A 24,051-nucleotide genomic window follows, 5' to 3' on the forward strand; every position below is an offset into this window, starting at 1 on the left:
GGCCGTACCCCCGCCCGCCGTCTCCCGGCCGCGACCAGTACGTCGGCCAGCGCCCGCGACCAGTACGTCCACAAGCGTTCGCGACCAGCACGTCCCCAAGGAGGCCGCCCATGTCTACGTCCCGTCCCGCCGGCGTGTGGCTCATCGGCGCCCGAGGCTCGGTGGCGACCACCGTCGTCGCGGGCTGCGCCGCGATGTCCGCCGGCCTGCACCCACCCACGGGCATGCTCACGGAGACCGCGTCGTTCGCCGACTGCGGCCTGCCGGGGCTGTCCTCCCTGGTCTTCGGCGGGCACGACACACTGGACTGCCCCCTGCCGAAGCGGGCCGAGGAACTCGCCGCCGGCGGCGTCCTCCCGCACGGCCTGCCCACGGCAGTGGCCGCCGAACTCACCGCCGCCGACGAGGAGATCATGCCCGGCGGCCCCCTTCCGGGCGACGGCCGTGACGAGGAGGAGCTGATCGAGGCGTTCGCGGCCGACATCCGTGACTTCACCGCGCGCCGCGCCCCGGCCGGGACCGTGGTCGTCAACGTGGCCTCCACGGAGCCCGCCCCCGCCGGCGACGCCCTTCCCCCCAGCTCGCTGTACGCGGCGGCGGCGCTGCGGGCCGGCTGCCCCTACGTCAACTTCACCCCGTCCACCGGCCTGCACCACCCGGCCCTGGCCGCCGCCTCGGCCCAAAGCGGGCTGCCGTACGCGGGCCGGGACGGCAAGACCGGCCAGACCCTCCTGCGCTCGGTGCTTGGCCCCATGTTCGCCCAGCGCGCCCTGACGGTACGGGCCTGGTCGGGAACCAACCTGCTCGGCGGCGGTGACGGTGCCGCGCTGGCCGACCCGGCCGCCGCCGCCGCGAAGAACGCGGGCAAGGAACGGGTCCTGGCCGACACCCTCGGCACCCGGGTCGAGGGCGGGGTGCACATCGACGACGTACCCGCGCTCGGCGACTGGAAGACGGCGTGGGACCACATCGCCTTCGACGGCTTCCTCGGCACCCGCATGATCCTCCAGACCATCTGGCAGGGCTGCGACTCGGCCCTGGCCGCCCCGCTGGTCCTCGACCTGGCCCGCCTGACCCTCCGCGCCCGCGCGGCGGGCCTGTCCGGACCACTGACCGACCTCGGGTTCTACTTCAAGGACCCGGTGGGCGAGGGACCGTCCTCCCTGAGCGAGCAGTACACGGCCCTGGCCGCACTGGCGGGCCGCCTCCGCGACGCCCCGGTGGAGGAGGCGCGGTGAGGGGGTCCGCTCTCCGGGGAGCGGCTGCGCCCGACGGACCCACGCACTCCGGCCGACCCGGCGGGAGCCGGTCCTCGGCCTGGGCCGAACTCCTGCGGTTGCCTGCCCTGTTCACCGTCCCCGGTGACGTCCTGGCCGGCGCCGCCACCACTCCCGGCCACCCCGGCCCGCGCACCCTGTGGGCCATCGGCTCCTCGCTCTGCCTGTACGAGGCCGGTATGGCCCTCAACGACTGGGCCGACCGCGCCGAGGACGCCGTCGAACGCCCCCACCGCCCACTGCCCTCCGGCCGCGTCCGTCCCGCCGCCGCGCTCACCGCGGCCTGCGCCCTGACCGCCACCGGCCTGGCGCTCGCCGCCCGCGCCGGCCGTCCCGCGCTCGGCGTCGCCGCACCCCTGGCCGTCGCGGTCTGGGCGTACGACCTCGGCCTCAAACGCACCCCGGCGGGTCCCGCCGCGATGGCGGCCGCCCGCGCACTGGACCTCCTGCTCGGCGCCGCAACCACGTCCGGCGGAGTGCGGCCCGCCCTCTCCTCCGCCGCCCTCCTCGGTACGCACACCCTGGCCCTCACCACGGTCTCCCGCCACGAGACCCAGGGGGGCTCCCCGCTCACCACGCTGTCGGCACTCGCCACCACCGGCGCCCTGGCACTCGCCCTGGCCGGCCGGGCCTCCAGCAGAAGTCCGCTCAGCACCGAGTGGTCGCTCCCCGCCCGACCAAGAGCCTCCGCACCGGCCCGGCCGCCGATCACCCCGGCCGGCCACCCCCTCCGCGCGGCCCTCGCCCTCGCCTACGCGGCGACCGCCGCCCGCCCCTACTTCCACGCCGCCCTCAACCCCTCACCCCCGCTCACCCAGAAGGCCGTCGGCGGCGGCATCCGCGCCACCATCCCGCTCCAGGCCGCGCTCTCCGCCCGCTCCGGAGCCCCGCTCAGCGCACTGCTCACGGCGGCTCTGTCCCCGCTGGCCACACGGTTCGCCAGGAAGGTGAGCGTGACATGACGCCCGCGCCCCGAGCCCTCCGAGCAGCCGCGCACACCGGCCCGACCTCCCTGCGTTTCGGCTACGGCACCAACGGCCTCACCGACCTCCGCCTGGACGACGCCCTCACCCTCCTCGCCGACCTCGGCTACGACGGCGTGGGCCTCACCCTCGACCACATGCACCTCGACCCGCTCGCCCCCGGCCTCGCCGCCCGCACCCGGCAGGTGGGCCGCCGCCTGGCCGCGCTCGGCCTGGAGGTCACCGTGGAGACCGGCGCCCGCTACGTCCTCGACCCGCGCCGCAAACACGGACCCTCCCTCCTGGACCCCGACCCCGCCCACCGGGCCCGCCGCGCCGACCTGCTGATCCGGGCCGTACGGGTCGCCGCCGAACTCGGCGCCCACGCCGTGCACTGCTTCAGCGGCACCCTCCCGCCCGGCACGGACGAGGACACGGCCTGGGACCGGCTTGCCGAGGCGCTCACCCCGGTCCTGGAAGCCGCCACCGCCGCGGGCGTCCCCCTCGCCGTCGAACCCGAACCCGGTCACCTCCTGGCCACCCTCGCCGACTTCCATCGCCTCCGCCACGCCCTCGGCGACCCCGCCCACCTCGGCCTCACCCTCGACCTCGGCCACTGCCAGTGCCTCGAACCCCTCCCGCCCGCCGACTGCGTCCGCGCGGCCGCGCCCTGGCTGCGGCACGTACAGATCGAGGACATGCGCCGCGGCCGACACGAACACCTGCCGCTCGGAGACGGCGAGATCGACTTCCCCGCCACCCTCGCGGCCCTGGCCGCCACCGGCTACCAGGGCCTCACCGTGGTCGAACTGCCCCGCCACTCCCACGCCGGCCCCCACTTCGCCGAGACCTCCCTGCCCTTCCTCCGGGCGGCGGCACCCGTCACCTCCACGGAAGGGAGCGGCGCATGACCCGCCCGTACGGCACCGCACCACTGGACGACAACCCCCCACCCGCACCGGCCGACCTCCGGCCCCACCTCACACCCGCCGCCCGGGACTGGCTGGACGACGCCCTCACCGAAGCCGCCACCGACCCCCAAGGCGACCACCCCACCTGGGAGTCACGCCTGTCCGAGGCCCGCCGCCACTGCGGCCCCGCACACGCCGACGCCGTCCGCCTCCTCATCCTGCGTGCCGCCCGCCCCGCCCCGGCCGGCCTCGCCCGCGTCTACCACCGGGGCACCGCCGACGAACGCCGAGCCGTACTGCACGCCCTGCCGCACCTCGTACCGGGTCCCGAAGCCCTCCCCCTCGTGGAGGACGCGCTGCGCGCCAACGACACCCGGCTCCTCGAAGCCGCCGTCGGCCCCTACGCCGCACGCCACCTGACGCCGCACCTGTGGCGCCACGCGATCCTGAAATGCCTGTTCACCGGCGTGCCCGTCGCCCGGGTCGCCCAGCTGGCCACCCGCGCCCACGGCGACACCGAACTCGCCCGCATGCTGGCCGACTTCGCCGCCGAACGCACCGCCGCAGGCCGCCCCGTCCCCGGAGACCTGCACCACGTCCTGGCCCTGACCGACCCCGCCGTCCCGCCACACGCCCCCCACGAGGGCGCCGCCCCCCACGGCAAGGAGTCCTGATGCGCCTGTTCGACCCCCACATCCACATGACCTCACGCACCACCGACGACTACGAGGCTCTGCGCGCCGCCGGTGTCCGCGCCGTGGTGGAGCCCGCCTTCTGGCTCGGCCAGCCCCGCACCTCCACCGCCTCCTTCCTCGACTACTTCGACTCCCTCCTGGGCTGGGAACCCTTCCGCGCCGCCCAGTACGGCATCGCCCACCACTGCACCATCGCCCTCAACCCCAAGGAGGCCAACGACCCTCGCTGCACCCCGGTCCTGGACGAACTGCCCCGCTATCTCGTCAAGGACCGCGTGGTCGCCGTTGGCGAGATCGGCTACGACTCGATGACCCCGGCGGAGGACACCGCGCTCGCCGCCCAGCTCCAGCTCGCCGCCGACCACGGCCTGCCCGCCCTCGTCCACACCCCTCACCGGGACAAGGCCGCCGGCCTGCGCCGCACCCTGGACGCCGTCCGGGCATCCGCGCTCGCCCCGGAACGCGTCCTGCTCGACCACCTCAACGAGACCACCGTGAAGGAGGCCAAGGACAGCGGCTGCTGGCTCGGCTTCTCCGTCTACCCCGACACCAAGATGGACGAGGAACGCATGGTCGCCGTCCTGCGCTCCTACGGCCCCGAACAGGTCCTGGTCAACTCCGCCGCCGACTGGGGCAGAAGCGACCCGCTCAAGACCCGCAAGGTGGCCGACCTGATGCTGGCGAAGGGCTTCACCGAGGACGACGTCGACCGCGTCCTGTGGCGCAACCCCGTCGCCTTCTACGGCCTCAGCGGACGCCTCGACCTGGACGTCGCCACGACCGACGCCACCCACGAGGGCAACACCATCCTCCGCGGCGCCCCCAAGGACACCGCGCCCGACGACACCCCTGCCGCCGTGCCCGCCGGAGGAGAGTGACCCGTGCGCTTCCGCCATCCCGACGGCTCCCTCGTCCACCTCGCCTACTGCACCAACGTCCACCCCGCCGAAACCCTGGACGCCGTCGTCGCCCAGCTGCGCGACCACTGCGAACCCGTCCGGCGCCGCCTGGGCCGCGACCGCCTCGGCATCGGACTCTGGCTCGCCAAGGACGCCGCCCTCGCCCTCGAGAACGACCCCTGCGCGGTCGCCGCTCTCCGCGCCGAACTCGACCGGCGCGGCCTGGAGGTCGTCACCCTCAACGGCTTCCCCTACGAGGGCTTCGGCTCCCAGCAGGTCAAGTACCGCGTCTACCAGCCCGACTGGGCCGACCCGGAGCGCCTGCGCCACACCACCGCCCTCGCCCGCATCCTCGCCGGCCTCCTCCCCGACGACATCTCCGAGGGCAGCATCTCCACCCTGCCGCTCGCCTGGCGCACCGCCGCCACGCCCGACCGTATGCAGACGGCCCGCACCGCCCTGCGCACCCTCGGCCGGCGCCTCGACGCCCTCGCGGAACTCACCGGCCGCTCGCTGCGCGTCGGCCTCGAACCCGAACCCGGCTGCGTCATCGAGACCACCACCGACGCCCTCACCCCCCTCACCGACATCGCCCACCCGCGCATCGGCATCTGTGTCGACACCTGTCACCTCGCCACCTCCTTCGAAGACCCCCGCACCGCCCTGGACGCCCTCGCCCACGCCGGTGTCCCCGTCGTCAAGTCCCAGCTCTCCGCCGCCCTGCACGCCGAACACCCCCATCGCCCCGAGGTCCGCCGAGCCCTCGCCGCGTTCGCGGAGCCCCGCTTCCTGCACCAGACCCGCACCCTGACCGCCACCGGACGGCACGGCACCGACGACCTCGGCCAAGCCCTCCAGGACGGCGCCCTGCCCGAGAACACCCCCTGGCGCACCCACGTCCACGTCCCCCTGCACGCGGCCCCCGCCGCGCCCCTCACCTCTACCCTCCCCGTCCTTGCCACCGCCCTGACCCACCTCGTCGGCGGACCACACCCCCTCACCCGCCACCTGGAGGTCGAGACCTACACCTGGCACGCCCTCCCCGCCGAGCTGAGACCTCGCACCCGCGCCCAGCTCACCGACGGCATCGCCGCCGAACTCGCCCTCGCCCGCGACCTCCTCACCGACCTCGGCCTGAAGGAGCTGCCATGACCGGCCGCCCGGCGGTCCCACCCCAGCCCGCGCCACAGCCCGCGCCGGACCACCCCACCCCCCTGCTCGTCCTGGACGTCGTCGGCCTCACCCCCCGCCTCCTCCAGCACATGCCCCGCCTGCGCGCACTCGCCGACCAGGGCTCCCACGCCCCGCTCGGCACCGTCCTGCCCGCCGTCACCTGCGCCGCCCAGTCCACCTTCCTCACCGGCACCACGCCCGCCGAACACGGCATCGTCGGCAACGGCTGGTACTTCCGCGAGCTGGGCGAGGTCCTGCTGTGGCGCCAGCACAGCGGCCTCGTCGCCGGAGACAGACTCTGGGACGCCGCCCGCCGCGCCCACCCCGGCTACACCGTGGCGAACATCTGCTGGTGGTACGCCATGGGCGCCGACACCGATTACACCGTCACCCCCCGTCCCGTCTACTACGCGGACGGCCGCAAGGAACCCGACTGCTACACCCGGCCTCCCGAGCTGCACGACGAACTCACCGCGAAGTTCGGCACCTTCCCCCTCTTCCAGTTCTGGGGTCCGGGCGCCGGCCTCGCCTCCAGCCGCTGGATCATCGACGCGACCCGCCACATCCAGCGCACCCGCCACCCCGACCTGACCCTCTGCTACCTCCCGCACCTCGACTACGATCTCCAGCGCTACGGCCCCAACGACCCCCGCTCCCTCTCCGCGGCCACCGCCCTGGACACCGCGCTCGCACCGCTTCTGGACGACGCCCACGCCGAAGGACGCACCGTCGTCGCCCTGTCCGAGTACGGCATCACCCGCGCCGACCGCCCCGTCGACATCAACCGCGCCCTGCGCCGCGCCGGGCTGCTGGAGGTGCACGAGCAGGACGGCATGGAGTACCTGGACCCGATGGCCTCACGAGCCTTCGCGGTCGCCGACCACCAGATCGCCCACGTCTACGTGCGCCGCCCCGAAGACCTCGACGCCACCCGGAACGCCCTCACCGCCCTCCCCGGCATCGCCCAACTCCTGGACGACCAGGGCAAGAAGGAATACCACCTCGACCACCCGCGCTCGGGCGAGCTGGTCGCCGTGGCGGAACCGGACGCCTGGTTCACGTACTACTACTGGCTCGACGACGCCCGCGCACCCGACTTCGCGCGGCTCGTGGAGATCCACCGCAAACCCGGCTACGACCCGGTCGAACTCTTCATGGACCCCCTCGACCCCTACGTCAAGGTCAAGGCGGCGGCCGCACTGGCCCGCAAGAAGCTCGGCCTGCGCTACCGCATGGCGGTCGTGCCCCTGGACCCGTCACCTATTCGGGGCAGCCACGGCCGCCTTCCCGCGAGCGACGACGACGGTCCGCTCCTCATCTGCTCCACCCCCCGTGCCGTCGGTGACCGTGTCGCGGCCACCGATGTGAAATCACTCCTGCTCCGACTGGCCGGCCTCACCTGACGAGCCCTCACCATGCCCGCTCTGTGTGCCTGGTCCCCAGTGAAGCACTCACCACTGACAAAGCCCTCCCACACCCCGGAGTTCCCACATGAGCCGCATGTCGCACAATGACCCCGAACTCTCCCACCGTCTGACCAGAAGGGGCATGCTGGGCGTCGCGGCGGGCGCCACGGCAGCCGCGCTGCTCGGCGCCGCCACCCCCGCCTCCGCCGCTCCGGCCGCCGCTGCCGGCCGGGGCCGTCCCGTCCTGCCCCCCGGCCGCCTGGGCATCCAGCTCTACAGCCTGCGCGACAAGGTCTCCACCCTCGGCTTCGCCCCCGTCTTCGCCGAGCTGGAGAAGTACGGCTACGACGAGATCGAGTTCGCCGGCTACACCCAGGGCTCGGCCGGTCCCATCACCCTCGCCGCCCTCCGCGGCCTGGCGAGGGACCACGGTCTGACCCCGATAGGCAGCCACGTCGGCTACTACTCCGACGACCCGAAGGCCTACACGTTCGCCCAGAACCTCGACCGGGTCCTCGACGACGCCCAGGCCCTCGGCCTCAGGCACATCGGCACCGCGTCGGCCCCGTTCCGCTACGGCTCCACCGTCGACGCCTGGAAGCGGGCGGCGGAGGAGTTCAACACCTACGGCGCGGCGGCCAAGGCGCGCGGCATCAAGTTCTACCAGCACAACCACTCCGAAGAGTTCTCCTTCGCCTCCGACGACCCCGAGGTCCGCCTCTACGACGTCCTGCTGGCGGAGACGGACCCCGACCTCGTCTACCTGGAGATGGACATCTACTGGGCCTACGTGGGCCAGTTCCGTTTCTCCGAGCGCCCCGACGGCACCCCCGCCCCCTTCGAGCCCCTCGACTACGTCCTGGCCCACCCCCACCGCTACCCCCTCTTCCACGTCAAGGACGGAGTGAGCGATCCCACGAACGAGTTCGGCTACCGCATGACGGACGTCGGCGACGGTGACATCGACTACCAGCGCTTCATCTCCACCGTGACCCACCTGCGCGGCCAACGCCTGGCCCACCACTGGCAGGCCGAACACGACAACCCGGCGGACTCCCTCAGCTTCGCCCGCCGCTCCAGCGCGTACCTGCACTCACTGCGGGAGAAGTGCTGACCAACTGCCGTCACCACACGACGACTCGCCCCGGCGGAGCCTTCCGCTTCCGCCGGGGCGAGTCCTCAGGTGTCTCCGTGCCGAGCGAGGATCAGCGGGTGTACGTGACCCGCTTCTCCTTCAGGGAGGCGCAGTTGGAGGCGGAGATCTGGACGTACACGTTCTTGATCTGGCCGCCCCAGTCGACGCAGTGTCCCTTGCCGTAGACGTAGGTGGGGCCGGCGTAGGAGGTGTAGCGGCCGTAGTCGTCGTCGCCCTGGTCGGTGTCGGTGATGTAGAGCCAGGCGGACATGTCGACTGCGGTGCCGGGGGTGTTGCGGATGGTGGTCACACAGTTCGTGCCGTTGGACGCGTTGTAGGTGAGGTAGACGGTCCCGAGCGAACCGACGGCCGCGGAGTTGACGGTGCGGTAGCTGCTTCCGCAGACCTTCTGCGGGGTGGTGCCGGGCGCGGCGGACGCGGGCGCGGCGAGCGCGGTGGTGGCGCCTAGCGTGAGTGCGGCGAGAACGCCGAGGGCGAGGGCAGGACGGTTTGATCGCATGATTCCCCCTGTTTTGTGACGGTTGGAGTTTGTTGCTCCTGTCTTGTGTGACTGGCGAAGCATGCGGATGGTTGCACTGCTCTTCCAGAAAAGCCCGACCGGCGTACGGCGAGGTGGGCGCGCGCGAGGTCGGGTGTCAGCGGATGCGGTGGGTCTCCCAGAACGCGTCGAGGTTCTGGTCGGTCATCGACTGGGCGAGCCTCTTGAAGTCGCCGGTGGTGGAGAGGCCGTACCAGTGGGCGCGGGCGTAGCGCTTGAGGAGCCGGGCCATGGTGCCGGCACCGAGGGTGCGTTCCAGGTCGGCGAGAGCGCAGGGGCCGGCGGTGTAGACGAGGTGGTACTCACCACGGTGCCGGGACCAGTAGGCCATGGAGTTGGTCAGTGCGGTGCTGTCGTCCGGCCAGTAGACATCGGACCAGCAGTTCTCCGTGCTCCAGCCGTAGAAGCGGGCGTTGTCGTACTGCGCGAAGCTCTCGTCCAGCCAGGGCGAGGCGTACTCGTCGTTGCCGACGATGCCGTACCACCACTGGTGCGCCACCTCATGGACCACGGCGCTGCCTTCCTCGGTGGTGCCGAGCAGGACGAGACCGGGGTATTCCATGCCGCCCCCGAACCCGCTGCTCATCACGAGGTCGATCTCGCCGTACGGGTAGCGGCCCCGTTCCCTGCCGAACCGGTCGATCGCTGCGGCGCCGTCGGTGCGGTTGAGGCGTACGCCCGCGGCGGGGGTGTCCGGCGTCCAGTACGACTTCACCCGGATGCCGCCGGGTGTGATGTCGGTGGCCGTGCGGAATGGGCCGGCCGCCCAGGCGAAGTCCCGTACCTGGTCGGCGACGCTGGTCGTGATGGTGCGCCCCGGGCCGCCGGGGCGGGTGCGGGTGCGGCCGGTGGCGGGGACCCGCAGCGCGGACGGGTGGTCGAGACGTACGCGGAAGTCACTCGCCAGCGAGTAGAAGCTCTCGCCGACCGCGACGTACGGGTCGAGATGCCACCCCCGCGCGTCGTGCACGGCGAGTACGGGCAGGGCGTTGCCGAGGAAACGGTAGGCGTTCTCGCGGCCGAAGCGGGCATTGCGGTAGGGCACGGAGATGGACACGCCGAAGGAGACGGACGCCCGCTTGCCCCGCCGGAGCGGATCGGTCAGCGCGACGCGTACAGCCGTGCAGTCCACGGACGGACGGGCCGGCGTACCACCGCGCACGTCGGACACGACGACGGGGGAGGGCGCTCCGGGCGCGCCGCACTTGTCCTCGCCGTTGCCCCACAGGCGCAGGTACACCTCGCGCAAGGGCTGGTCGGACGTGTTGCGGAACGACACCCGCTGCCGTCCGGTCCAGTGGCTGCCGTCGGCGTCGGAGCGCAGCCTCACTTCGTAGCGGGCGTGACCGGGCGTGGCGGTGACGCTGGGCGCCCGTGGCCCGGCGGCCGCTTCGGCATGTGCTTCACCGGTGCTGACCACCGCGAGCAGCATCGTCAGAACGAGGAACAGGCGACGGATGGAGCGGGGCGACGGATCGGTTGACTCGATTGACCGTGACATGACGGCGCATACTGCCACGCCGCGCTGCGGTTCGACCCCGGTCGGACGCTCCCTGTCCGGCCTTACCACCAGATCGTCGGGTGCCAATTCCCGTCCGCGGTGCGTGGCTGAAGGCGGGACCGGTCTTCCTCCAGGCCGGTTACGCCTTCGGGCTGGTCTTCGACATCGGCAAGTTCACCGCCATCGGCGCCCGTTGGAGCGGACGGGACCTCGACTGGCTGTCCACGCAGGTTGCTCCGCCGTTCGCGATCCTCGACGCCACCCCGGTCGCCGTCGGCTTCATCCTTCCCCGGGCCGGGCCGTTCCTGCAGAAGTGGACCCGCGACCGGACGGGTTTCCGGCGACTGCGCCCGCCGGAACGGTCTCTGCGCGAGGTCGGGCCCGCCGCCGCCCCTGCCCGTGTCCACACCTTCGCGCCGCTGGACCTGCGCCTCCTGCAGCGTCAGCAGCGCATCCAGGACGGCCTGCTGCGCCTCGCCCCGGTCCTGGACGCCGCCCTGTGGCAGCGCGCGTTCGACGCCGCCCGCGCTGCTGGCCACGCACGAGCGAGCGGCCCGGGACATCGCAGGCGCGACGGTGCGGAGGAGCACCTTGCGGCTGACCTCGTCGTCGACACCACCGGCCGGGGCTCGCGCGCAGCGGCGTGGCCTACGCCACCCGCGCCTACCGGGCCCCCGTCCCGGATTTCCCGATGGTCAACGTGCAGGCCAACCCCGCCGCGCCGCCGGGCCGGGAAGGGATCATCCTGCCCGTGGAGGACGGCCGCTGGATCGTCACTCTGTCCGGCACCCGCGGCGGCGAACCTACCGGCGACCCCGAGGCGTTCACCGACTTCGCCCTTGGCCTGGGCGACCCGGTCATAGGCGAGCTGATACGGGATGCCGAGCCCCTCACCGGCGTCGTCACCAACCGCAGCACCGCCCACCGCCGCCGCTGCTTCGAGAAGCTGCGGCACTGGCCGGACGGCTTCACCGTCATAGGTGACGCCGTCGCCGGCTGCAACCCGGTCTACGGCCATGGCATCACGGTGGCGCGCAGAGCGCACTCGCCCTGCGCGCCCACGCGGCCGGGACGGGCCTCGTCCGGCCGGGCAGTGCCCGCCGCCTGGGACCTGGCCATCGGCCAGGACATCCGCTCCGATGCGTCGGTGACGGGGTGCGGCCGTGCCGGTCCTGGAAGGTGATCGTCACGGTGAACTGGCCCTCGCGTCTGTTCGGGTTCGTGACGTCGACGGTGGCGTACGGGGCGTTCGTGCTCGCGCGGTGGAGAAGCACGGCGGTGCCGTCCTCCGGGGAGCGGGCGGTGCTGCCGGGGGACGCGGTCGGTGGGTTGGTGGTCTGGCCGGTCTGGTGTCGAGTGGTTCTGTTCTGGCTGGGGGTGGGGAGGCTGCCTATGGTGGTGTTCTTGTATGCGTGTTGTGCTGTGTGCTCTTGTGGCGTGGTTCGCGGGATGGCGTGGGGGTGGCCGGGGTGTTGTCGGGGGCTGGCGGGGCAGGGCGGTTGTTGGCGGTGAGTGATCTTCATGTGGGTTATGAGGAGAACCGCGCGCTGGTGGAGGGGATGCGTCCGGGGAGTGACGAGGACTGGCTGATCGTTGCGGGGGACGTCGCGGAGACCGTGGCCGACATCCGCTGGGCTCTGGAGACGCTGGCGGGTCGTTTCCGGCGGGTGGTGTGGGTGCCGGGTAACCACGAACTGTGGACCCATCCGCGTGATGCTCTCACGTTGCGTGGTGCCGCCCGCTATGCGCATCTGGTGCAGCTGTGCCGGGAGTTGGGTGTGGTCACGCCCGAGGACCCTTATCCGGTGTGGGAGGGGCCGGGCGGTCCGGTCGTCGTGGCGCCGCTGTTCGTGTCGTACGACTACAGTTTCCTGCCCGCCGGCTGTGCCGGGAAGGACGAGGGGCTGGCCTACGCGCACCGTACCGGTGTGGTGTGCACTGACGAGTTTCTGCTTCATCCCGACCCGTACCCGAGCCGTGAGGCCTGGTGCCGGGCCCGGGTCGCCGAGACCGAACGCAGGCTCGCTGAGCTGCCGGAGGAGCTGCCCACGGTCCTCGTCAACCACTACCCGCTGGACCGGCACCCCACCGATGTCCTGCGGTACCCGGAGTTCGCCATGTGGTGCGGGACACGGCTGACCGCCGACTGGCACCGCAGGTTCCGCGCGACCGCCGTGGTCTACGGTCATCTCCACATCCCGCGAACCACGTACCACGAGGGCGTCCGTTTCGAGGAGGTGTCCGTGGGATACCCCCGCGAGTGGCGAGGACGCCATGAGGCGCCGGGCCGGCTGCGCCGCATCCTGCCGCAGGAGACCGGGACGCGGTGACCGGGGAACCGCCCCGGGCGGTTCACGGGGCAGTGTGCGCAGCCAGCCGATCACTGATGATGAGGTGTGCTGGCGGCACAGGCGCATGAGGCTGTAGGCCAGTTCGAGCAGGCCCTGATGGAGATCGCCGCGTCGCTCGTAGCGGGTGCGGAGCCGCTGGTGTTCTGCCGCGTGGGGCGCTGGGGTTGGATGTGCTGTGCGGGGTTGAATTGGCCGTCGTTCTCCGGTGGGGTTGAGTAGGGTGCGGCGCGTGAGTCTTTCTTTAGTCATAGGTTATGGGCCTGCTGGGGCGGCTACCGCGCGGTTGCTGGCTGGGACAGGGCGTTCCGTGCGGGTGGTGAGCAGATCGGGGCGAAGTCCGGAGCCGGGTGTCGAGCATGTCGCGTTGGACGCGAGGGACCCGGAGGCGCTGGCCGGGGCGGCGCGGGGTGTGGGTGTGATCTACGTCTGCGCCGCGCCGTCTTATCACCGGTGGGCGCAGGAGTGGCCGTCGCTCGCGTCCTCGCTCTACGCGGCTGCCGAGGCGAGCGGAGCGGTCGTGGTGATGCTGGGCAATCTCTACGGATACGGCCCGGTGGACGGCCCGCTGCGCGAGGAGTTGCCGTTGGCGGCCACCGGTCCCAAGGGCCGGGTGAGAGCCGGGGTGTGGGAACAGGCGCTTGCCTTGCACGAGCAAGGCCGTATCAGGGCGGTGGAGTTACGGGCCTCGGACTTCTTCGGGCCGGGTGTCACCGATGGCGGGCATCTGGCGGCGCGGGTCGTGCCGCGGCTGTTGCGCGGCAAGTCTGTCTCGACGCTTGGTGATCCGGACACCCCGCACAGTTGGACCTATGTCCCCGATGTGGCCAGGGCTCTGGTGGAGGTCGCGGGTGAGGAGCGTGCCTGGGGGCGGGCCTGGCACATCCCGACGCAGCCGCCGGTGTCCACCCGGGACATGGCCGACCGGCTCGCCGCCGCGGCGGGCCGGAGTCCTGTGGCGGTGCGCAGGGTGCCGCCCCCGGTGCTCGGCGCCGCGTCGCTGTTCTCTCCCCTGCTGCGTGAACTGAGGGAAGTCCGCTACCAGTTCGACCGGCCCTTCGTCATCGACGCGAGTGCCTACGAAGCCGAGTTCGAGGTACGGGCCACACCCGTCGACGAGCAGGTCGAGGCGACGCTGGAGTGGTGGCGCGAGCGACTGGCGGCCACCAGGTGACCCCCGTGACCGCCAGGACTCCTCTCCCGGATGAGACCGCCACGGCCCCCCTCCAGGAGGGGATGGCCACGGACCCGCCTGTGGATGTGACCGCCAAGGCCCCCTTCGCGGATATGGCAGCCGGGTTCCGCCCGGCGGGTGTGACCGCGGGGGCTTCCGCGGTCGGGCCGGCGGGTCTGCGGCGTGATGATGTCGCGATCGTGGGGATGGCCTGTCGTTTTCCGGGTGCTCGTGATGTCAACGAGTACTGGCGGCTTCTGCTGGACCCCCGGCCTCAGTTCTCCACCGTTCCTGACGCGCGCTGGGCTTCGGCGGCGTTCGTCAGTGATGACGTGCGTGACGCGGCCTCGGCCTATACCGACACGATGGCTCTGCTGCCGGACGTGGGTCACTTCGACGCCGCGCACTACGGCATTCCGCCCCGGCGGGCGGTGGCGATGGACCCTCAGCACCGGCTGCTGATCGATCTCGCGCGTGAGGCGATCCAGGACGCGGGCTGGGAGAGCGAGGGCTTCGACCGTGAGGAGACGTCGGTGATCACCGCGCTCACCGACGGCGGCTACCGTGCGCTGAGCACCATGCCGGTCCGAGTGCGTCAGCTGGCCGGGGGCGAGTTCGGGGTGCCAGCGGTCGATCCCCGGCTGGCGGAGACGGTTCGTGCGGTCGGCGACCTGCATGGCAGCTCGGTTGCCGGGCTTCTGCTCAACATGGGTCCGAACACGATCAGTTCGGTTTTCGGGCTGCATGGTGAGAGTTATGCACTGGACTCGGCCTGCTCCGGTGGACTGATGGCCGTGGCCAACGCCGTTCACGCGCTGCGTGCGGGCCGGTGCGGTATCGCGCTGGCGGGCGGTGCCCAGTTGGTCCTCACTCCCGATCTGCTGGTGGGACTGTGCCGGATCGGTGCCATCTCCCGTACCGGCAGCAGCCTGCCGTTCGGGGCGGGGGCCGACGGCCTGGTCCTGGGGGAGGGCGCCGGGGTGCTGGTGCTGCGGCGTCTGAGTGACGCGCTGGCCGCCGGTGACCGTGTCTACGCGGTGATCCGGGGGGTGGGGACGGCCAACGACGGCACCGTCCAGGGCGGTATGCATCCTCAGGAGGCCGGCCAGTTACGCGCGCTGCGCCGGGCCTACCGTGATGCCGGCCTGCCTCCGGGCGCGGTGGGGTATCTCGAAGCGCACGGCACCGGTACCCCGGTCGGCGATCCGGTCGAGATCGGCGCCCTGCGTGTCCTGCGTGGTGATCACGGCACGCCCGCCTACCTCGGTGCGGTGAAGGCGGTGGTCGGGCACGCGCTGGGCGCCGCCGGGATCGCCGGTCTCGTCAAGGCCGCGCTGGCCGTGCACCGGGGGGTGATACCGCCCCAGCCGACGTTCGATCTGGCCGACCCTGGCGGGCTGGACGCCGCGCGCCTGACCGTTCCGACCGGACCGGTCTCCTGGCCGGCCGGCGGGCAGCCCCGCCGGGCCGGGGTGAGCGCCTTCGGGTTCGGCGGCACCGGTGTCCACCTGGTGCTGGAGGAGTCCGGTACGCCGCCCGCCGCCCCGGCACCGGACAGGGAACCGCAGCTGCTGGTGCTCAGCGCCCGTGACCGTGCCGGGCTGTCCCGTCACGCCCGGGATCTGGCCCGTGTCCTCGCCGATGAGCGGCCGCCACTGGCCCAGGTCGCGGACACGCTGGCCCGGCGGTCCTTTCTTGCCGAACGCCTCGCCCTGGTGGCCGACGACGCAGATGACGCCGTCACCAAGCTGACGAAGGCGGCCGAGGCCGTGGCGGCGGGACAGGACGGGGACCTGGGCCCAGGGCAGGCGGCCGGTACGGTGGCACCGGGCACACCGCCGCAGGCGGCACCTCCCGTACCGGGTTCGGTGTCCGCCCAGGCCCGTACCGCCGCACTGGACCAGCTCGCGCGGCGCGCGGTCACCGGCGCCGGGCTCCGCCCGGTGACGAGGCGAATGCCCCCCTCCACCCTGCCGCCCAGTCCGCTCGCCCCACGCCACCACTGGGTGGTGGACGCCTCCCGCACGGGCACAGGCACCCCCCGCCAGGCAGCACAAGCCCCGCTGACGCCAGCGCACCCCCCCGAGACCACACACCCGGCACCCGAAGCGCCAGCCATGCAGGCCGGGGGCATACCCGCCGCATCCATCGTGTTCGAGGAGGTGTCGCGTACCAGCGTCTTCCCTCTCTCCGCGCTGAGTGAGCAGGCCACGCTGACGAACGATCTGGGTTTCGACTCCCTGATGCTTCAGGAGCTGGAGACCAACATCGGCAGACGCATACCGGGCTTCCGCAGCGAGGAGATGTTCACGCCCGGCCTCACCGTCGAGCGGCTGATCGCCCTGGCCGACCCGCACCTGGTCCGGCCGACGCCCCCCGACCCGCACCTGGTCCGGCCGACGGTCCTCGATGCACCCCCACCCCAGCAGGTGGGGGCCGGTGGGCCTCAGCCCGAGCAGGCACGGGCCGCCGTGCCCCCGCCCCGGCAGGCGCCTCCCGGGGTGCCTCTCCCCGGGCCGGCGGGTGCCGGCTGGGATGTGGCGGCCGCGCGGATCGACGACTTCCCCGAGGTGCGGCGGTTCGAGGACCGTGTGCGGGTGATCTCCGGCAGCGGCGCGAGTTTCCCGTACTTCCGGGTCCATCAGGGCACCATCGGTGACACCACCGCGATCGGCGGCCGGGAGTACCTGTCCTTCGGCAGTTACAACTATCTCGGGCTCTCCGGTCACCCCGAGGTCAACCAGGCCGCGCACGAGGCGGTGGACCGGTACGGGACCTCGGTGTCCGCGAGCCGGATGCTCTCCGGTGAACGGGACCTGACCGTGCGGCTGGAGCAGGCGCTCGCGGGTTTCCTCGGGGTCGAGGACTGCCTGGCACTGGTGAGCGGCCACGCCACCAATGTCTCCGCGATCGGGCACCTCGTAGGCCCCCAGGACCTGGTGGTGCACGACGCGCTCGCCCATGACAGCATCCTCCAGGGCTGCGCGCTGTCGGGGGCGGCCCGGCGTCCGTTCGCCCACAACGACATCGGCCGGCTGGAACACGTGCTGCGGCTCAGCCGGGACCGGTTCCGGCGGGTGCTGATCGTGGTCGAGGGCGCCTACAGCATGGACGGTGACCTGGTCGACCTGCCGGGCGTGATCGAGCTGAAGAAGCGCCACGGCGCCCTGCTGATGGTCGACGAGGCGCACAGCATCGGCACGGTGGGGGAACACGGGCGCGGTGTCGGGGAGTTCTTCGGTGTCGACCGGCGGGACGTGGACGTGTGGATGGGCACCCTGTCCAAGGCCTTCGCCAGTTGCGGCGGCTATCTGGGCGGTTCCGCGCGGACGGTGCGCTGGCTGCGGCACACGCTGCCCGGTTTCGTCTACAGCGTCGGTCTGAGCCCGGCCAACGCCGCCGCGGCGCTGGCCGCCACCGGGCTGATCGCGGCGCAGCCGCACCGGGTGCGTACTCTGCGGCGCAATGCCGGGCTCTTCCGGGATCTGGCCGTCTCGGCCGGTCTGGATACGGGGTCCAGTGCGCACACGCCGATCGTGCCGTGTGTCCTGGGTGATTCGGCGAGGACGTTGCGGGTCGCGGACCGGCTGTTCGCCCGGGGTGTCGTCGCCGATCCGATCTTCCACCCCGCCGTGGAGGAGGGACTGGCGCGGCTGCGGTTCTTCCTCACCAGCGAGCACCGTGAGGAGGACATCCGGCGGGCCGTGTCGGTCCTGGCCGAGGAGGTCGCGTCCGCCGGGGAAGGAGGGACGAGCCATAGCTGACGGGCCCGCAGCTGGGGCACCTGCGGCTGAGGTGGCCGTGGCGGGGTGACTCATTTCAGATCAGGGTGCGTTCGATCCGGTTGAGCATGGCGTGCTGCGGGGACTTCGTCTCGTTCCCGGGTTCGGGGGCCGCCGGCTCACCCTGGTGTTCCCCGGTGCCGCCCACCCACCGGGCGAGGAGGTAGGCGATGACCTCCGCCTCCTGCTCCTGGACGTCGTCGTAGGTCGCGCGCAGGAGCATGTCGCGTACGAGGTCGGGGTCGAGGTTGGGGAAGAGGAGGCGGGCACCGGCCTCGTCCAGCCAGCCGGCCCCGCGGTGGCAGCAGATGATGTGGCCCAGCTCGTGCAAGATGATGTGCTCCTGATGCGCGCTGGTGGTGTTGGCGTCGTAGAAGATCAGGTCCTCGTCACGCGCGGCGACCCACATGCCACAGGGGTGGGAGGCGGGCATCTGCAGCGGGACCAGCGTGATGGGGCGGCCGCGGACCTCGCCGAGATGGCGGCAGAGTTCGGCGACGTCGGCCACTTCGGGCAGGCCGAGTCCGGCGATCCGCTGCGCGCCTTCCTTGCGGAGCCGCTTGAGCCGGCTGCGGCGGTCGTGGTCGGCCGACCACCCTCTCCAGGTCCCCTTCACCGGTACGCGCCCCTCACTCCGGGGCGGAGGGGTCGGTGACGGGCGGGAGACCCTGCAGCTGCCGGTACTGGTCCATGATGGCCGTGATGGCCTGGAGGTTCTCCTTCTTCATCCCGGCGGCCCGCATCGCCACCGCGCGCACCCCCGACTGCCGCAGCGCCTCGACGGCGGCGATCTCGCTGAGCACGGACTCGGCCACGGTGTCGTCGAAGAAGTAGGCGACCGAAACGCCGAAGAAGCGGGCCAGAGCCGCGAGCAGGTCCGGTGAGGGATTGGAGCGCTTGCCGGTGCGCAGCTGGGACAGATACACACCCCCGACCCTGAGTTCGGGGCCGGTCTTCTTGAGCTCCTCCGCGACCTCCGCGTTGGTCCAGTGCCTGCCCTTGGGCCGCACTGTCCTGAAGAGGTCGTCCAGACGCACCGCCAGCGTGGGGCGGTCGTCGGTCTCGGACATCTCGATTCTCCTTCCGGGCACCTCCTCGGTCCTGCCAGTAGCTATCCGCTAGTTTTGCAGATTAGCGGTCAGTTGACAATTGGCCGATACTGCGCCACCGTTGACCTTGCCGATAGCTGGCAGCTAACTTGGCCGGGGGGGCAAACCTAGAGTGCGGCCGATCCTGTCGCCCGCCCCCGCCCGGGGGGGGTGGGGCCGGCCCCCCACGGGGCGGGGGGGGATACACCCGCCCGGCCCGCCGAAACAACCGGGGGAGTGGCGGGGCATCAGACCTGCCCGGCCCCCTCAGCTCAGCCCGCACTGCCGAGCCTGTGGTAGGCGGACGCGACCTTCGTCAGCCACGCCACCTCCGCGCCGAAGTTGTCCGTATCCCGGTCCTCGAAGTCCGCGGCGTCCTTGTTGTCGGCCGGGATGAACCCGGCACGCTTGGCACGCAACGCCTGCCTGATCTGGGCCGCCTCGGCGAACGCCTGCCCCGGCCGCTCACCCGCCCCGGGAGCCACCGCGCCGCCGGCCGAGGACGTACGGTCGATGTAGGGACGCAGGTCCCGCCACCCGTCCCGTATCTCGACCACCCGCCGGTGCAGCAGATAGTTCAGCTCGGACACCGACGCCCCCGGCGGCTCCAGCACGATGTCCGGCGACGCCTCGTACAGGTCCCGCCACAGCGGATACAGCGCCCGGTAGGACCGGTAACTACGCGCCCATCTGGCCAACTTGGCGGCCGAGGCCCCCCACGAGGAGATCGTCAGACTGAGCGAGAGCGCGACGATGCCCACCGCGCTGAAGACGGACGGCGCGATCTGCCAGACACCGATGTCGATCCCGCTCGCCGCGGTCAGGATGTTGACCGTCCGGGCCACGCAGTACAGAAAGAGGATCACCGCGGCGACCGACAGCAGCCGCAGAGCATGCCGCAGCGACCCCTTCCCCGCCATCCGCGCGTACGGGCCGCACTGCCGGAAGATCGAGACGCACGGAACGGCCTGGGACACGATGAACACCAGCAGATAGGTGAGGATCAGCGGCCGGCCGCTGCCGGTGTTGAAGTCGGTCGCCGGCCGGCCGGGCCCGTCGGCGGCGAAGAACAGAAAGGCCAGGAACCCGTCGACGGCGACACCGCCCACCAGCCAGAACCGCGCCTTCAGCGCCGCCCTCTCGGCCGACGCCCAGTGCAGCAGGATGATCTGCGCGCTGACACAGAAGGCGACAGCCGACAGATGCATCACCAGGATGGCGAGATTACCGACCCCCAGGAGGCTGCCGCCCCCCATGGCGAGGGCCCCCATCGTGAAGGTGAGGCACTGCAGCAGCAACGTGACGACGAGTGCCCGGTAGGCGCCGTCACGCCGGTGACGACGCACCCCGGCCAGCCGGTAGACGAGCGCGGCGTACGACGACAGCGCCGCGATGACGAAGCAGAGCGTTCTGGTGGTGTTCAACCTGATCCTCGCCTGCGCCGCACTGCGCGGCGAACTGTCTAGTCGTTCTTCTCGCCCAGCCGGACCTCGAGCCCGACCGCCTCGGCCGCCACCGCGACGGCGTAGTCGAAGAACACGGCCTCGTCCCGGACGCTGTCATGGGTACGGCTGAACACCTGGAACACCAACAGCCCGACCAGGCTGCTCCACAGCACGATGCCGCGCTCGATGATGTCCGAGAACGGAGCCCCGGGGACTCCGCCGAACAGCTCCACCGCCGCCGGCAGCAGCAGCGGCGGACCCGGCACCGCCCGCCTGGGCGGGGCGAGTTCACCGCCCTCCAGCGCCGCTCGCACGATCCCTCCCAGAACCGCCGGCGTACGCGAGGCGGGCAGTACCGTCTCCGGCGGCGCGTGATAGCCGGGAACCGGCGATCCGTAGATCAGCGCGAACTCAGCCGCATGGCCCAACGACCACTCCCGCAGCGCACGGGTCACCGCCAGCAGCCGCGCCCCGGCCGGCGCCCCCGCCTCCCGGGCCTCGTGATCGGCCTGCTCCATCACCGCCGCCGACCCGTTGTAGGCGTCGACCACCAGGGCGGTCAGCAGATCGTCCCGACCTGGGAAGACAGCCTCCACCTCGGCCAGGGCAAGACCGCTCTCACCGGCGACGGCCTCCAGGGACAACCCCCCGGCCCCCACCGTCCCCAGCAGCCGGCGCGCGGCCCCCTTGACGACCTCCGCCCGTCCGGTCGGCTCATCGGTAGCACTAGTTCCGGAAAGATCCATGGCCAAACCGTACCGGCCAGCCACGACCCCACCACCGCCGTCGCCCCACCACCCCCGCGATACGACGCGATCCAGCCACCCACACCTGCGACACCGGCTGCCCGACGGCGCGCTTTGTGCCCTGGTAACCACCTAGACGCGCCGCTACGCATACGCGGGCGGCCCCTATGCGCGATGTGCCGGGCTGGTGTCGGCGGGTGAGTGCGAGTGACGGTATGTCAGGACTTGATGAGTATCCCTAGGAGGGCCGGCTTCGTTAAGACCCCGGCCGTCACCATGTGTCCGCGCGAGCTCGAACTTGCCGAGGATGCCCGCCGCATTGTTTTCCGGGCTGGGCCCACTGCCCGCGCGGGTGTGCTGCGAGTGGTTCACCGTGCTCGATCTGCCCGAGGCACCGCCGCGCCGTCCCGGCGAGTTCAACCCGGCTGCTGAAACCGCCGGCCCCCGGCCCCGGCTACCGCACGGCCGGACCCGTGGGCCGGTGTACGTCACCCACCGCCGCCTCAGTCCGGGGAAGGTCGTCACCTGCGGGATGCGTGCCCGGACACCGGGCCGACCCGCCCTCCTACGGCCAGGCCTGGACGCTGCGGGACGAGCACACCGCCGTGCGCGGACCGGGAACCGGGTGTGACCTGCACGAGCGCCATCACTCCGCGCTGACTCACCCTCCCAGCTACCGGCCCGGGGCCTGCGCCGACGCCGAGGGCAACCGACTGCGCACCGGTACGGTCCGGCACTGACGGCACCGGTGACGCGGCCCTGCCGGACCGGTGAGCGGGCAGCCCGTCGCCCGCGTCAGCCAGATCGACGCTGCGTCGGGGCGCGCTGCCGCGTCGGCCCGGTCGGAGAGTCGGATGTCGCCCAGCTGAAGCTGGGCGGAAGACGGGAGGCGGTCGCATAATGGCGTGCACCATGTCCGAGCATCCCGCGCCCCGGACGGAGTCCGTCTGGGACTACCCCAGACCTCCCGCGATCCGGTCCGACAGCCGTCGCGTCCGTGTGGAGTGCGCCGGCACGGAAGTGGCCGACACGCGGCGCGCCCTGCGTGTGCTGGAGACCTCGCACCCGCCCGTCTTCTACCTCCCACCCGAGGACGTACGCACTGACCTGCTCGTCGCGGCTCGCGGAGGCACGTGGTGCGAGTGGAAGGGACGGGCGGTGTACTGGGACCTGGCCATCGGCCCCGACATCCGCAGGCGCGCAGCCTGGAGCTACCCCCGTCCCGTGGGCGGCTACGAACGGCTCACCGACCACATCGCCTTCTACCCCTCGCGCGTCGACCTCTGCACGGTGGACGGTGAGGTCGTGCGCGCGCAGGAGGGCGACTTCTACGGCGGCTGGGTCACCACCGAGATCGCAGGCCCGTTCAAGGGCGGCCCCGGTACAGCGCTGTGGTAGAAGCACGCCCCTCCGTCTGAGCCGAAGGGCGGCACCACCGCGACATTCGGCCGGCCTCCACTCCCGCCCCAGGCTCGCCCCTGGTCCTATGAGCCCCACCCCGGCCAGGATGCCGTGGGATGCCGTGGGATGCCGTGGGATGCCGTGGGATGAGCGGGGCAAGAAGTGGGCTGCCTGGCCCGCCACGGACCCCGCTCACCTTCGGCATGGTTGCCGGGGGCGGCAGACCACCGGCCGGCGGAGTCCGACGACCTGGACGGGAAGGAGCAACTCCCGCAGAGGGCCGGTGGAACGAACTGGCCGAGGACATCGCGGCGATGGCCAACCCCCGTGTCCGCCTGATCATCTTCGGCGTGCGGGACACCACCCGCGACCTAATCGGGATCGACCCCGACGATACGAAAGTCGATCAGTGCGCCAAGCGGGCCTGTAACCACGTCCAGCCGTACTGTCGTACCTGTCGTACCAGTCCCGCCTCGCCTCGGCCGAAGCTCACGCCAGCCCTACGGCCCCCACCTCTTCCAGTGGCCCTCGGAGACCACTTCGACGGCACCGTCGGCCACCTTGATGGCGGTCTGCTCGTCAATCGCATACGCCGGGCCGGCGATCCCGGCCGCCCATCGCTCTGCCGCGGCCATGGTGTTCTCCGGACAAGCCGGATGATCCAGATGCGGGAAGATCGAAAAATCGACCAGGCCCAACGCGCTGTCGCCGCCGCCGGGCGGCTTCCAGCCGACGAAATGCTGCCCGATGCGGGGGGTCATCACCATGCTCCCGGCGCTGAGTCCCACGTAGACCGTGTCGTGCAGCGACGGCAGGAGTTCCGCCAGCCCGGACTCCCGCATCCAGTGGCCCAGGTACAGCGCGTCACCGCCGTTGACGAGCAGGACATCGGCCTCCTGGACCCAGGTGACCCAACGGGCTTTGTCGATGCTGGGCAGCGCGGTGAGTTCCAGCACGCCCACCGATTTCCACCCCAGCCCGGTCATGGGGTGGGGAGACCGTCCGCTGATGAACCGCCATGGCCCGCCAGGATCGGCGTCGGGGGACCCGTACCCCGCGGTGGGGATGCACAGGGCGCTGGACTCGGTGACCGGCTTGTTCAGGAGGCCGGCCAGCGCATCCTGGATGCTTGCGTTCTTGATACCGGAGTCCGTGAGGAGAAGTTTCATCATGTCCTTCCTGTAGCGCTGACCGTGCGCTTCAACAAACTGCCGCTCGGGCGACGCGTCACGGCGGCCACCATGTCATGGGTGCATCAGTGACAGGCACTGATCTCGTCGTTCGACGTACGGGACCAATGGCGGCCCCAGCTCGGCAGCTTGATGTGCCAGGTCGCAAGTGGTCCCAGGGGGCGGCGAACGTCTGGACCCCGCTGTTGCCGCGTGATCGAATAGGGGATGACATCGTTCTGGACTGGCAAGCGGGTACGTCTGCGCGGAATCGAGCCCGAGGACTGGACGGAGTTCATGCGCTTCGCTGTGGACGAGGAGCGGTCGCAAAGGTGGACCTGCCGGGGCGACCAGGTGGCGGCTGCCGCTCCTCGATGTGC

General features: G+C 71.8%; 21 protein-coding genes and 2 pseudogenes. 14 read left to right on the forward strand and 9 right to left on the reverse strand.

Annotation, left to right across the window (positions count from 1 at the left end):
• The first annotated feature begins 110 nt into the window (after nt 1-110).
• The 8 genes from ACFWN1_RS03185 to ACFWN1_RS03220 all read left to right on the forward strand — a co-directional run bounded on the left by ACFWN1_RS03185 (nt 111) and on the right by ACFWN1_RS03220 (nt 8,437).
• The gene (locus ACFWN1_RS03185; RefSeq protein WP_384357608.1) at nt 111-1,238 is read left to right on the forward strand and encodes an inositol-3-phosphate synthase; all 1,128 of its coding nucleotides are present in this window, start codon (nt 111-113) and stop codon (nt 1,236-1,238) included.
• Nucleotides 1,235-2,239, forward strand: coding sequence for an SCO3242 family prenyltransferase (locus tag ACFWN1_RS03190; RefSeq protein ID WP_384357610.1), 1,005 nt, complete (start codon nt 1,235-1,237; stop codon nt 2,237-2,239). The genes ACFWN1_RS03185 and ACFWN1_RS03190 overlap by 4 nt, the downstream gene beginning before the upstream one ends.
• On the forward strand, nt 2,236-3,150 hold the full coding sequence (locus ACFWN1_RS03195; protein WP_384357612.1) for a sugar phosphate isomerase/epimerase family protein: 915 nt from the start codon (nt 2,236-2,238) through the stop codon (nt 3,148-3,150). The genes ACFWN1_RS03190 and ACFWN1_RS03195 overlap by 4 nt, the downstream gene beginning before the upstream one ends.
• Nucleotides 3,147-3,824: an EboA domain-containing protein gene (locus ACFWN1_RS03200; protein ID WP_384357614.1), complete on the forward strand. Its 678-nt coding sequence runs from the start codon at nt 3,147-3,149 to the stop codon at nt 3,822-3,824. Before ACFWN1_RS03195 ends, ACFWN1_RS03200 begins: the two co-directional genes overlap by 4 nt.
• Entirely contained in the window at nt 3,824-4,723 is a 900-nt protein-coding gene (locus ACFWN1_RS03205; protein ID WP_384357616.1) for a TatD family hydrolase, read from the forward strand. The genes ACFWN1_RS03200 and ACFWN1_RS03205 overlap by 1 nt, the downstream gene beginning before the upstream one ends.
• 3 nt (nt 4,724-4,726) lie before the next feature.
• Nucleotides 4,727-5,896 carry a metabolite traffic protein EboE gene (gene eboE, locus ACFWN1_RS03210; protein WP_384357618.1) on the forward strand — a complete coding sequence of 390 codons (1,170 nt, stop codon included), beginning with the start codon at nt 4,727-4,729 and terminating at the stop codon, nt 5,894-5,896.
• Entirely contained in the window at nt 5,893-7,320 is a 1,428-nt protein-coding gene (locus ACFWN1_RS03215) for an alkaline phosphatase family protein (RefSeq protein WP_384357620.1), read from the forward strand. The genes eboE and ACFWN1_RS03215 overlap by 4 nt, the downstream gene beginning before the upstream one ends.
• Nucleotides 7,321-7,408: 88 nt before the next feature.
• The gene (locus ACFWN1_RS03220; protein ID WP_384357622.1) at nt 7,409-8,437 is read left to right on the forward strand and encodes a sugar phosphate isomerase/epimerase family protein; all 1,029 of its coding nucleotides are present in this window, start codon (nt 7,409-7,411) and stop codon (nt 8,435-8,437) included.
• A 91-nt stretch (nt 8,438-8,528) separates the two neighbouring features.
• On the opposite strand, the gene ACFWN1_RS03225 is transcribed toward ACFWN1_RS03220, so the two are convergent.
• The 3 genes from ACFWN1_RS03225 to ACFWN1_RS03235 all read right to left on the reverse strand — a co-directional run bounded on the left by ACFWN1_RS03225 (nt 8,529) and on the right by ACFWN1_RS03235 (nt 11,057).
• Nucleotides 8,529-8,978, reverse strand: a complete 450-nt coding sequence (locus ACFWN1_RS03225) for a spore-associated protein (RefSeq protein WP_384357624.1) — start codon at nt 8,976-8,978, stop codon at nt 8,529-8,531.
• 136 nt (nt 8,979-9,114) lie between these two features.
• Nucleotides 9,115-10,518, reverse strand: a complete 1,404-nt coding sequence (locus tag ACFWN1_RS03230; protein WP_384357626.1) for a M1 family metallopeptidase — start codon at nt 10,516-10,518, stop codon at nt 9,115-9,117.
• A gap of 62 nt (nt 10,519-10,580) precedes the next feature.
• Nucleotides 10,581-11,057 (reverse strand): hypothetical protein, encoded by a 477-nt coding sequence (locus ACFWN1_RS03235; protein WP_384357628.1) that lies wholly within the window; start codon nt 11,055-11,057, stop codon nt 10,581-10,583.
• 104 nt (nt 11,058-11,161) lie between these two features.
• Here ACFWN1_RS03235 and ACFWN1_RS03240 point away from each other — a divergent pair, with 104 nt between their 5' ends.
• The gene (locus ACFWN1_RS03240) at nt 11,162-11,701 is read left to right on the forward strand and encodes a hypothetical protein (protein WP_384357630.1); all 540 of its coding nucleotides are present in this window, start codon (nt 11,162-11,164) and stop codon (nt 11,699-11,701) included.
• Nucleotides 11,702-11,987: 286 nt separating this feature from the next.
• A complete protein-coding gene (locus ACFWN1_RS03245) occupies nt 11,988-12,848 on the forward strand; it encodes a metallophosphoesterase family protein (protein ID WP_384357632.1) in 861 nt (286 codons plus the stop codon).
• A 72-nt stretch (nt 12,849-12,920) separates the two neighbouring features.
• Here the strand turns inward: ACFWN1_RS03245 and ACFWN1_RS03250 are convergent.
• Nucleotides 12,921-13,013, reverse strand: a pseudogene (locus ACFWN1_RS03250) (IS5/IS1182 family transposase); the annotation flags it as partial.
• Nucleotides 13,014-13,098: 85 nt separating this feature from the next.
• Between ACFWN1_RS03250 and ACFWN1_RS03255 the strand changes: the two are divergent.
• Nucleotides 13,099-14,040 carry an NAD-dependent epimerase/dehydratase family protein gene (locus tag ACFWN1_RS03255; RefSeq protein ID WP_384357634.1) on the forward strand — a complete coding sequence of 314 codons (942 nt, stop codon included), beginning with the start codon at nt 13,099-13,101 and terminating at the stop codon, nt 14,038-14,040.
• A gap of 113 nt (nt 14,041-14,153) precedes the next feature.
• Complete coding sequence (locus ACFWN1_RS03260; RefSeq protein WP_384357720.1) at nt 14,154-17,804, forward strand: aminotransferase class I/II-fold pyridoxal phosphate-dependent enzyme; 3,651 nt, start codon at nt 14,154-14,156, stop codon at nt 17,802-17,804.
• Between the two features lie 55 nt (nt 17,805-17,859).
• Here the strand turns inward: ACFWN1_RS03260 and ACFWN1_RS03265 are convergent, their stop codons facing one another.
• From ACFWN1_RS03265 to ACFWN1_RS03280, 4 genes are all read right to left on the reverse strand, one after another.
• Nucleotides 17,860-18,438, reverse strand: a complete 579-nt coding sequence (locus tag ACFWN1_RS03265) for a toxin (protein WP_384357636.1) — start codon at nt 18,436-18,438, stop codon at nt 17,860-17,862.
• Nucleotides 18,439-18,451: 13 nt separating this feature from the next.
• Nucleotides 18,452-18,892, reverse strand: a complete 441-nt coding sequence (locus tag ACFWN1_RS03270) for a helix-turn-helix domain-containing protein (protein ID WP_384357638.1) — start codon at nt 18,890-18,892, stop codon at nt 18,452-18,454.
• A gap of 290 nt (nt 18,893-19,182) precedes the next feature.
• Nucleotides 19,183-20,334: an MAB_1171c family putative transporter gene (locus ACFWN1_RS03275; RefSeq protein ID WP_384357640.1), complete on the reverse strand. Its 1,152-nt coding sequence runs from the start codon at nt 20,332-20,334 to the stop codon at nt 19,183-19,185.
• Between the two features lie 38 nt (nt 20,335-20,372).
• Nucleotides 20,373-21,101, reverse strand: a complete 729-nt coding sequence (locus ACFWN1_RS03280) for a TetR/AcrR family transcriptional regulator (protein ID WP_384357642.1) — start codon at nt 21,099-21,101, stop codon at nt 20,373-20,375.
• 427 nt (nt 21,102-21,528) lie between these two features.
• On the opposite strand from ACFWN1_RS03280, the pseudogene ACFWN1_RS03285 reads away from it, so the two are divergent.
• Nucleotides 21,529-21,763, forward strand: a pseudogene (locus ACFWN1_RS03285) (site-specific integrase); the annotation flags it as partial.
• A 250-nt stretch (nt 21,764-22,013) separates the two neighbouring features.
• The gene (locus tag ACFWN1_RS03290; protein ID WP_384357644.1) at nt 22,014-22,499 is read left to right on the forward strand and encodes a DUF427 domain-containing protein; all 486 of its coding nucleotides are present in this window, start codon (nt 22,014-22,016) and stop codon (nt 22,497-22,499) included.
• 503 nt (nt 22,500-23,002) lie between these two features.
• On the opposite strand, the gene ACFWN1_RS03295 is transcribed toward ACFWN1_RS03290, so the two are convergent.
• Nucleotides 23,003-23,671, reverse strand: a complete 669-nt coding sequence (locus ACFWN1_RS03295; RefSeq protein WP_384357646.1) for a Type 1 glutamine amidotransferase-like domain-containing protein — start codon at nt 23,669-23,671, stop codon at nt 23,003-23,005.
• Nucleotides 23,672-24,051: the final 380 nt, after the last annotated feature.

Source organism: Streptomyces sp. NPDC058459, assembly GCF_042721685.1.
In the GTDB taxonomy this organism is placed as follows: domain Bacteria; phylum Actinomycetota; class Actinomycetes; order Streptomycetales; family Streptomycetaceae; genus Streptomyces.

Excerpts from the sequence above, each read along its gene's own strand:
- ACFWN1_RS03185 (WP_384357608.1), top strand. The coding sequence starts at position 111 with ATGTCTACGTCCCGTCCCGCCGGCGTGTGGCTCATCGGCGCCCGAGGC.
- ACFWN1_RS03195 (WP_384357612.1), top strand. The coding sequence starts at position 2,236 with ATGACGCCCGCGCCCCGAGCCCTCCGAGCAGCCGCGCACACCGGCCCG.
- ACFWN1_RS03200 (WP_384357614.1), top strand. The coding sequence starts at position 3,147 with ATGACCCGCCCGTACGGCACCGCACCACTGGACGACAACCCCCCACCC.
- ACFWN1_RS03205 (WP_384357616.1), top strand. The coding sequence starts at position 3,824 with ATGCGCCTGTTCGACCCCCACATCCACATGACCTCACGCACCACCGAC.
- ACFWN1_RS03215 (WP_384357620.1), top strand. The coding sequence starts at position 5,893 with ATGACCGGCCGCCCGGCGGTCCCACCCCAGCCCGCGCCACAGCCCGCG.
- ACFWN1_RS03220 (WP_384357622.1), top strand. The coding sequence starts at position 7,409 with ATGAGCCGCATGTCGCACAATGACCCCGAACTCTCCCACCGTCTGACC.
- ACFWN1_RS03225 (WP_384357624.1), bottom strand. The coding sequence starts at position 8,978 with ATGCGATCAAACCGTCCTGCCCTCGCCCTCGGCGTTCTCGCCGCACTC.
- ACFWN1_RS03230 (WP_384357626.1), bottom strand. The coding sequence starts at position 10,518 with ATGTCACGGTCAATCGAGTCAACCGATCCGTCGCCCCGCTCCATCCGT.
- ACFWN1_RS03260 (WP_384357720.1), top strand. The coding sequence starts at position 14,154 with ATGGCAGCCGGGTTCCGCCCGGCGGGTGTGACCGCGGGGGCTTCCGCG.
- ACFWN1_RS03270 (WP_384357638.1), bottom strand. The coding sequence starts at position 18,892 with ATGTCCGAGACCGACGACCGCCCCACGCTGGCGGTGCGTCTGGACGAC.
- ACFWN1_RS03280 (WP_384357642.1), bottom strand. The coding sequence starts at position 21,101 with ATGGATCTTTCCGGAACTAGTGCTACCGATGAGCCGACCGGACGGGCG.
- ACFWN1_RS03290 (WP_384357644.1), top strand. The coding sequence starts at position 22,014 with ATGTCCGAGCATCCCGCGCCCCGGACGGAGTCCGTCTGGGACTACCCC.
- ACFWN1_RS03295 (WP_384357646.1), bottom strand. The coding sequence starts at position 23,671 with ATGAAACTTCTCCTCACGGACTCCGGTATCAAGAACGCAAGCATCCAG.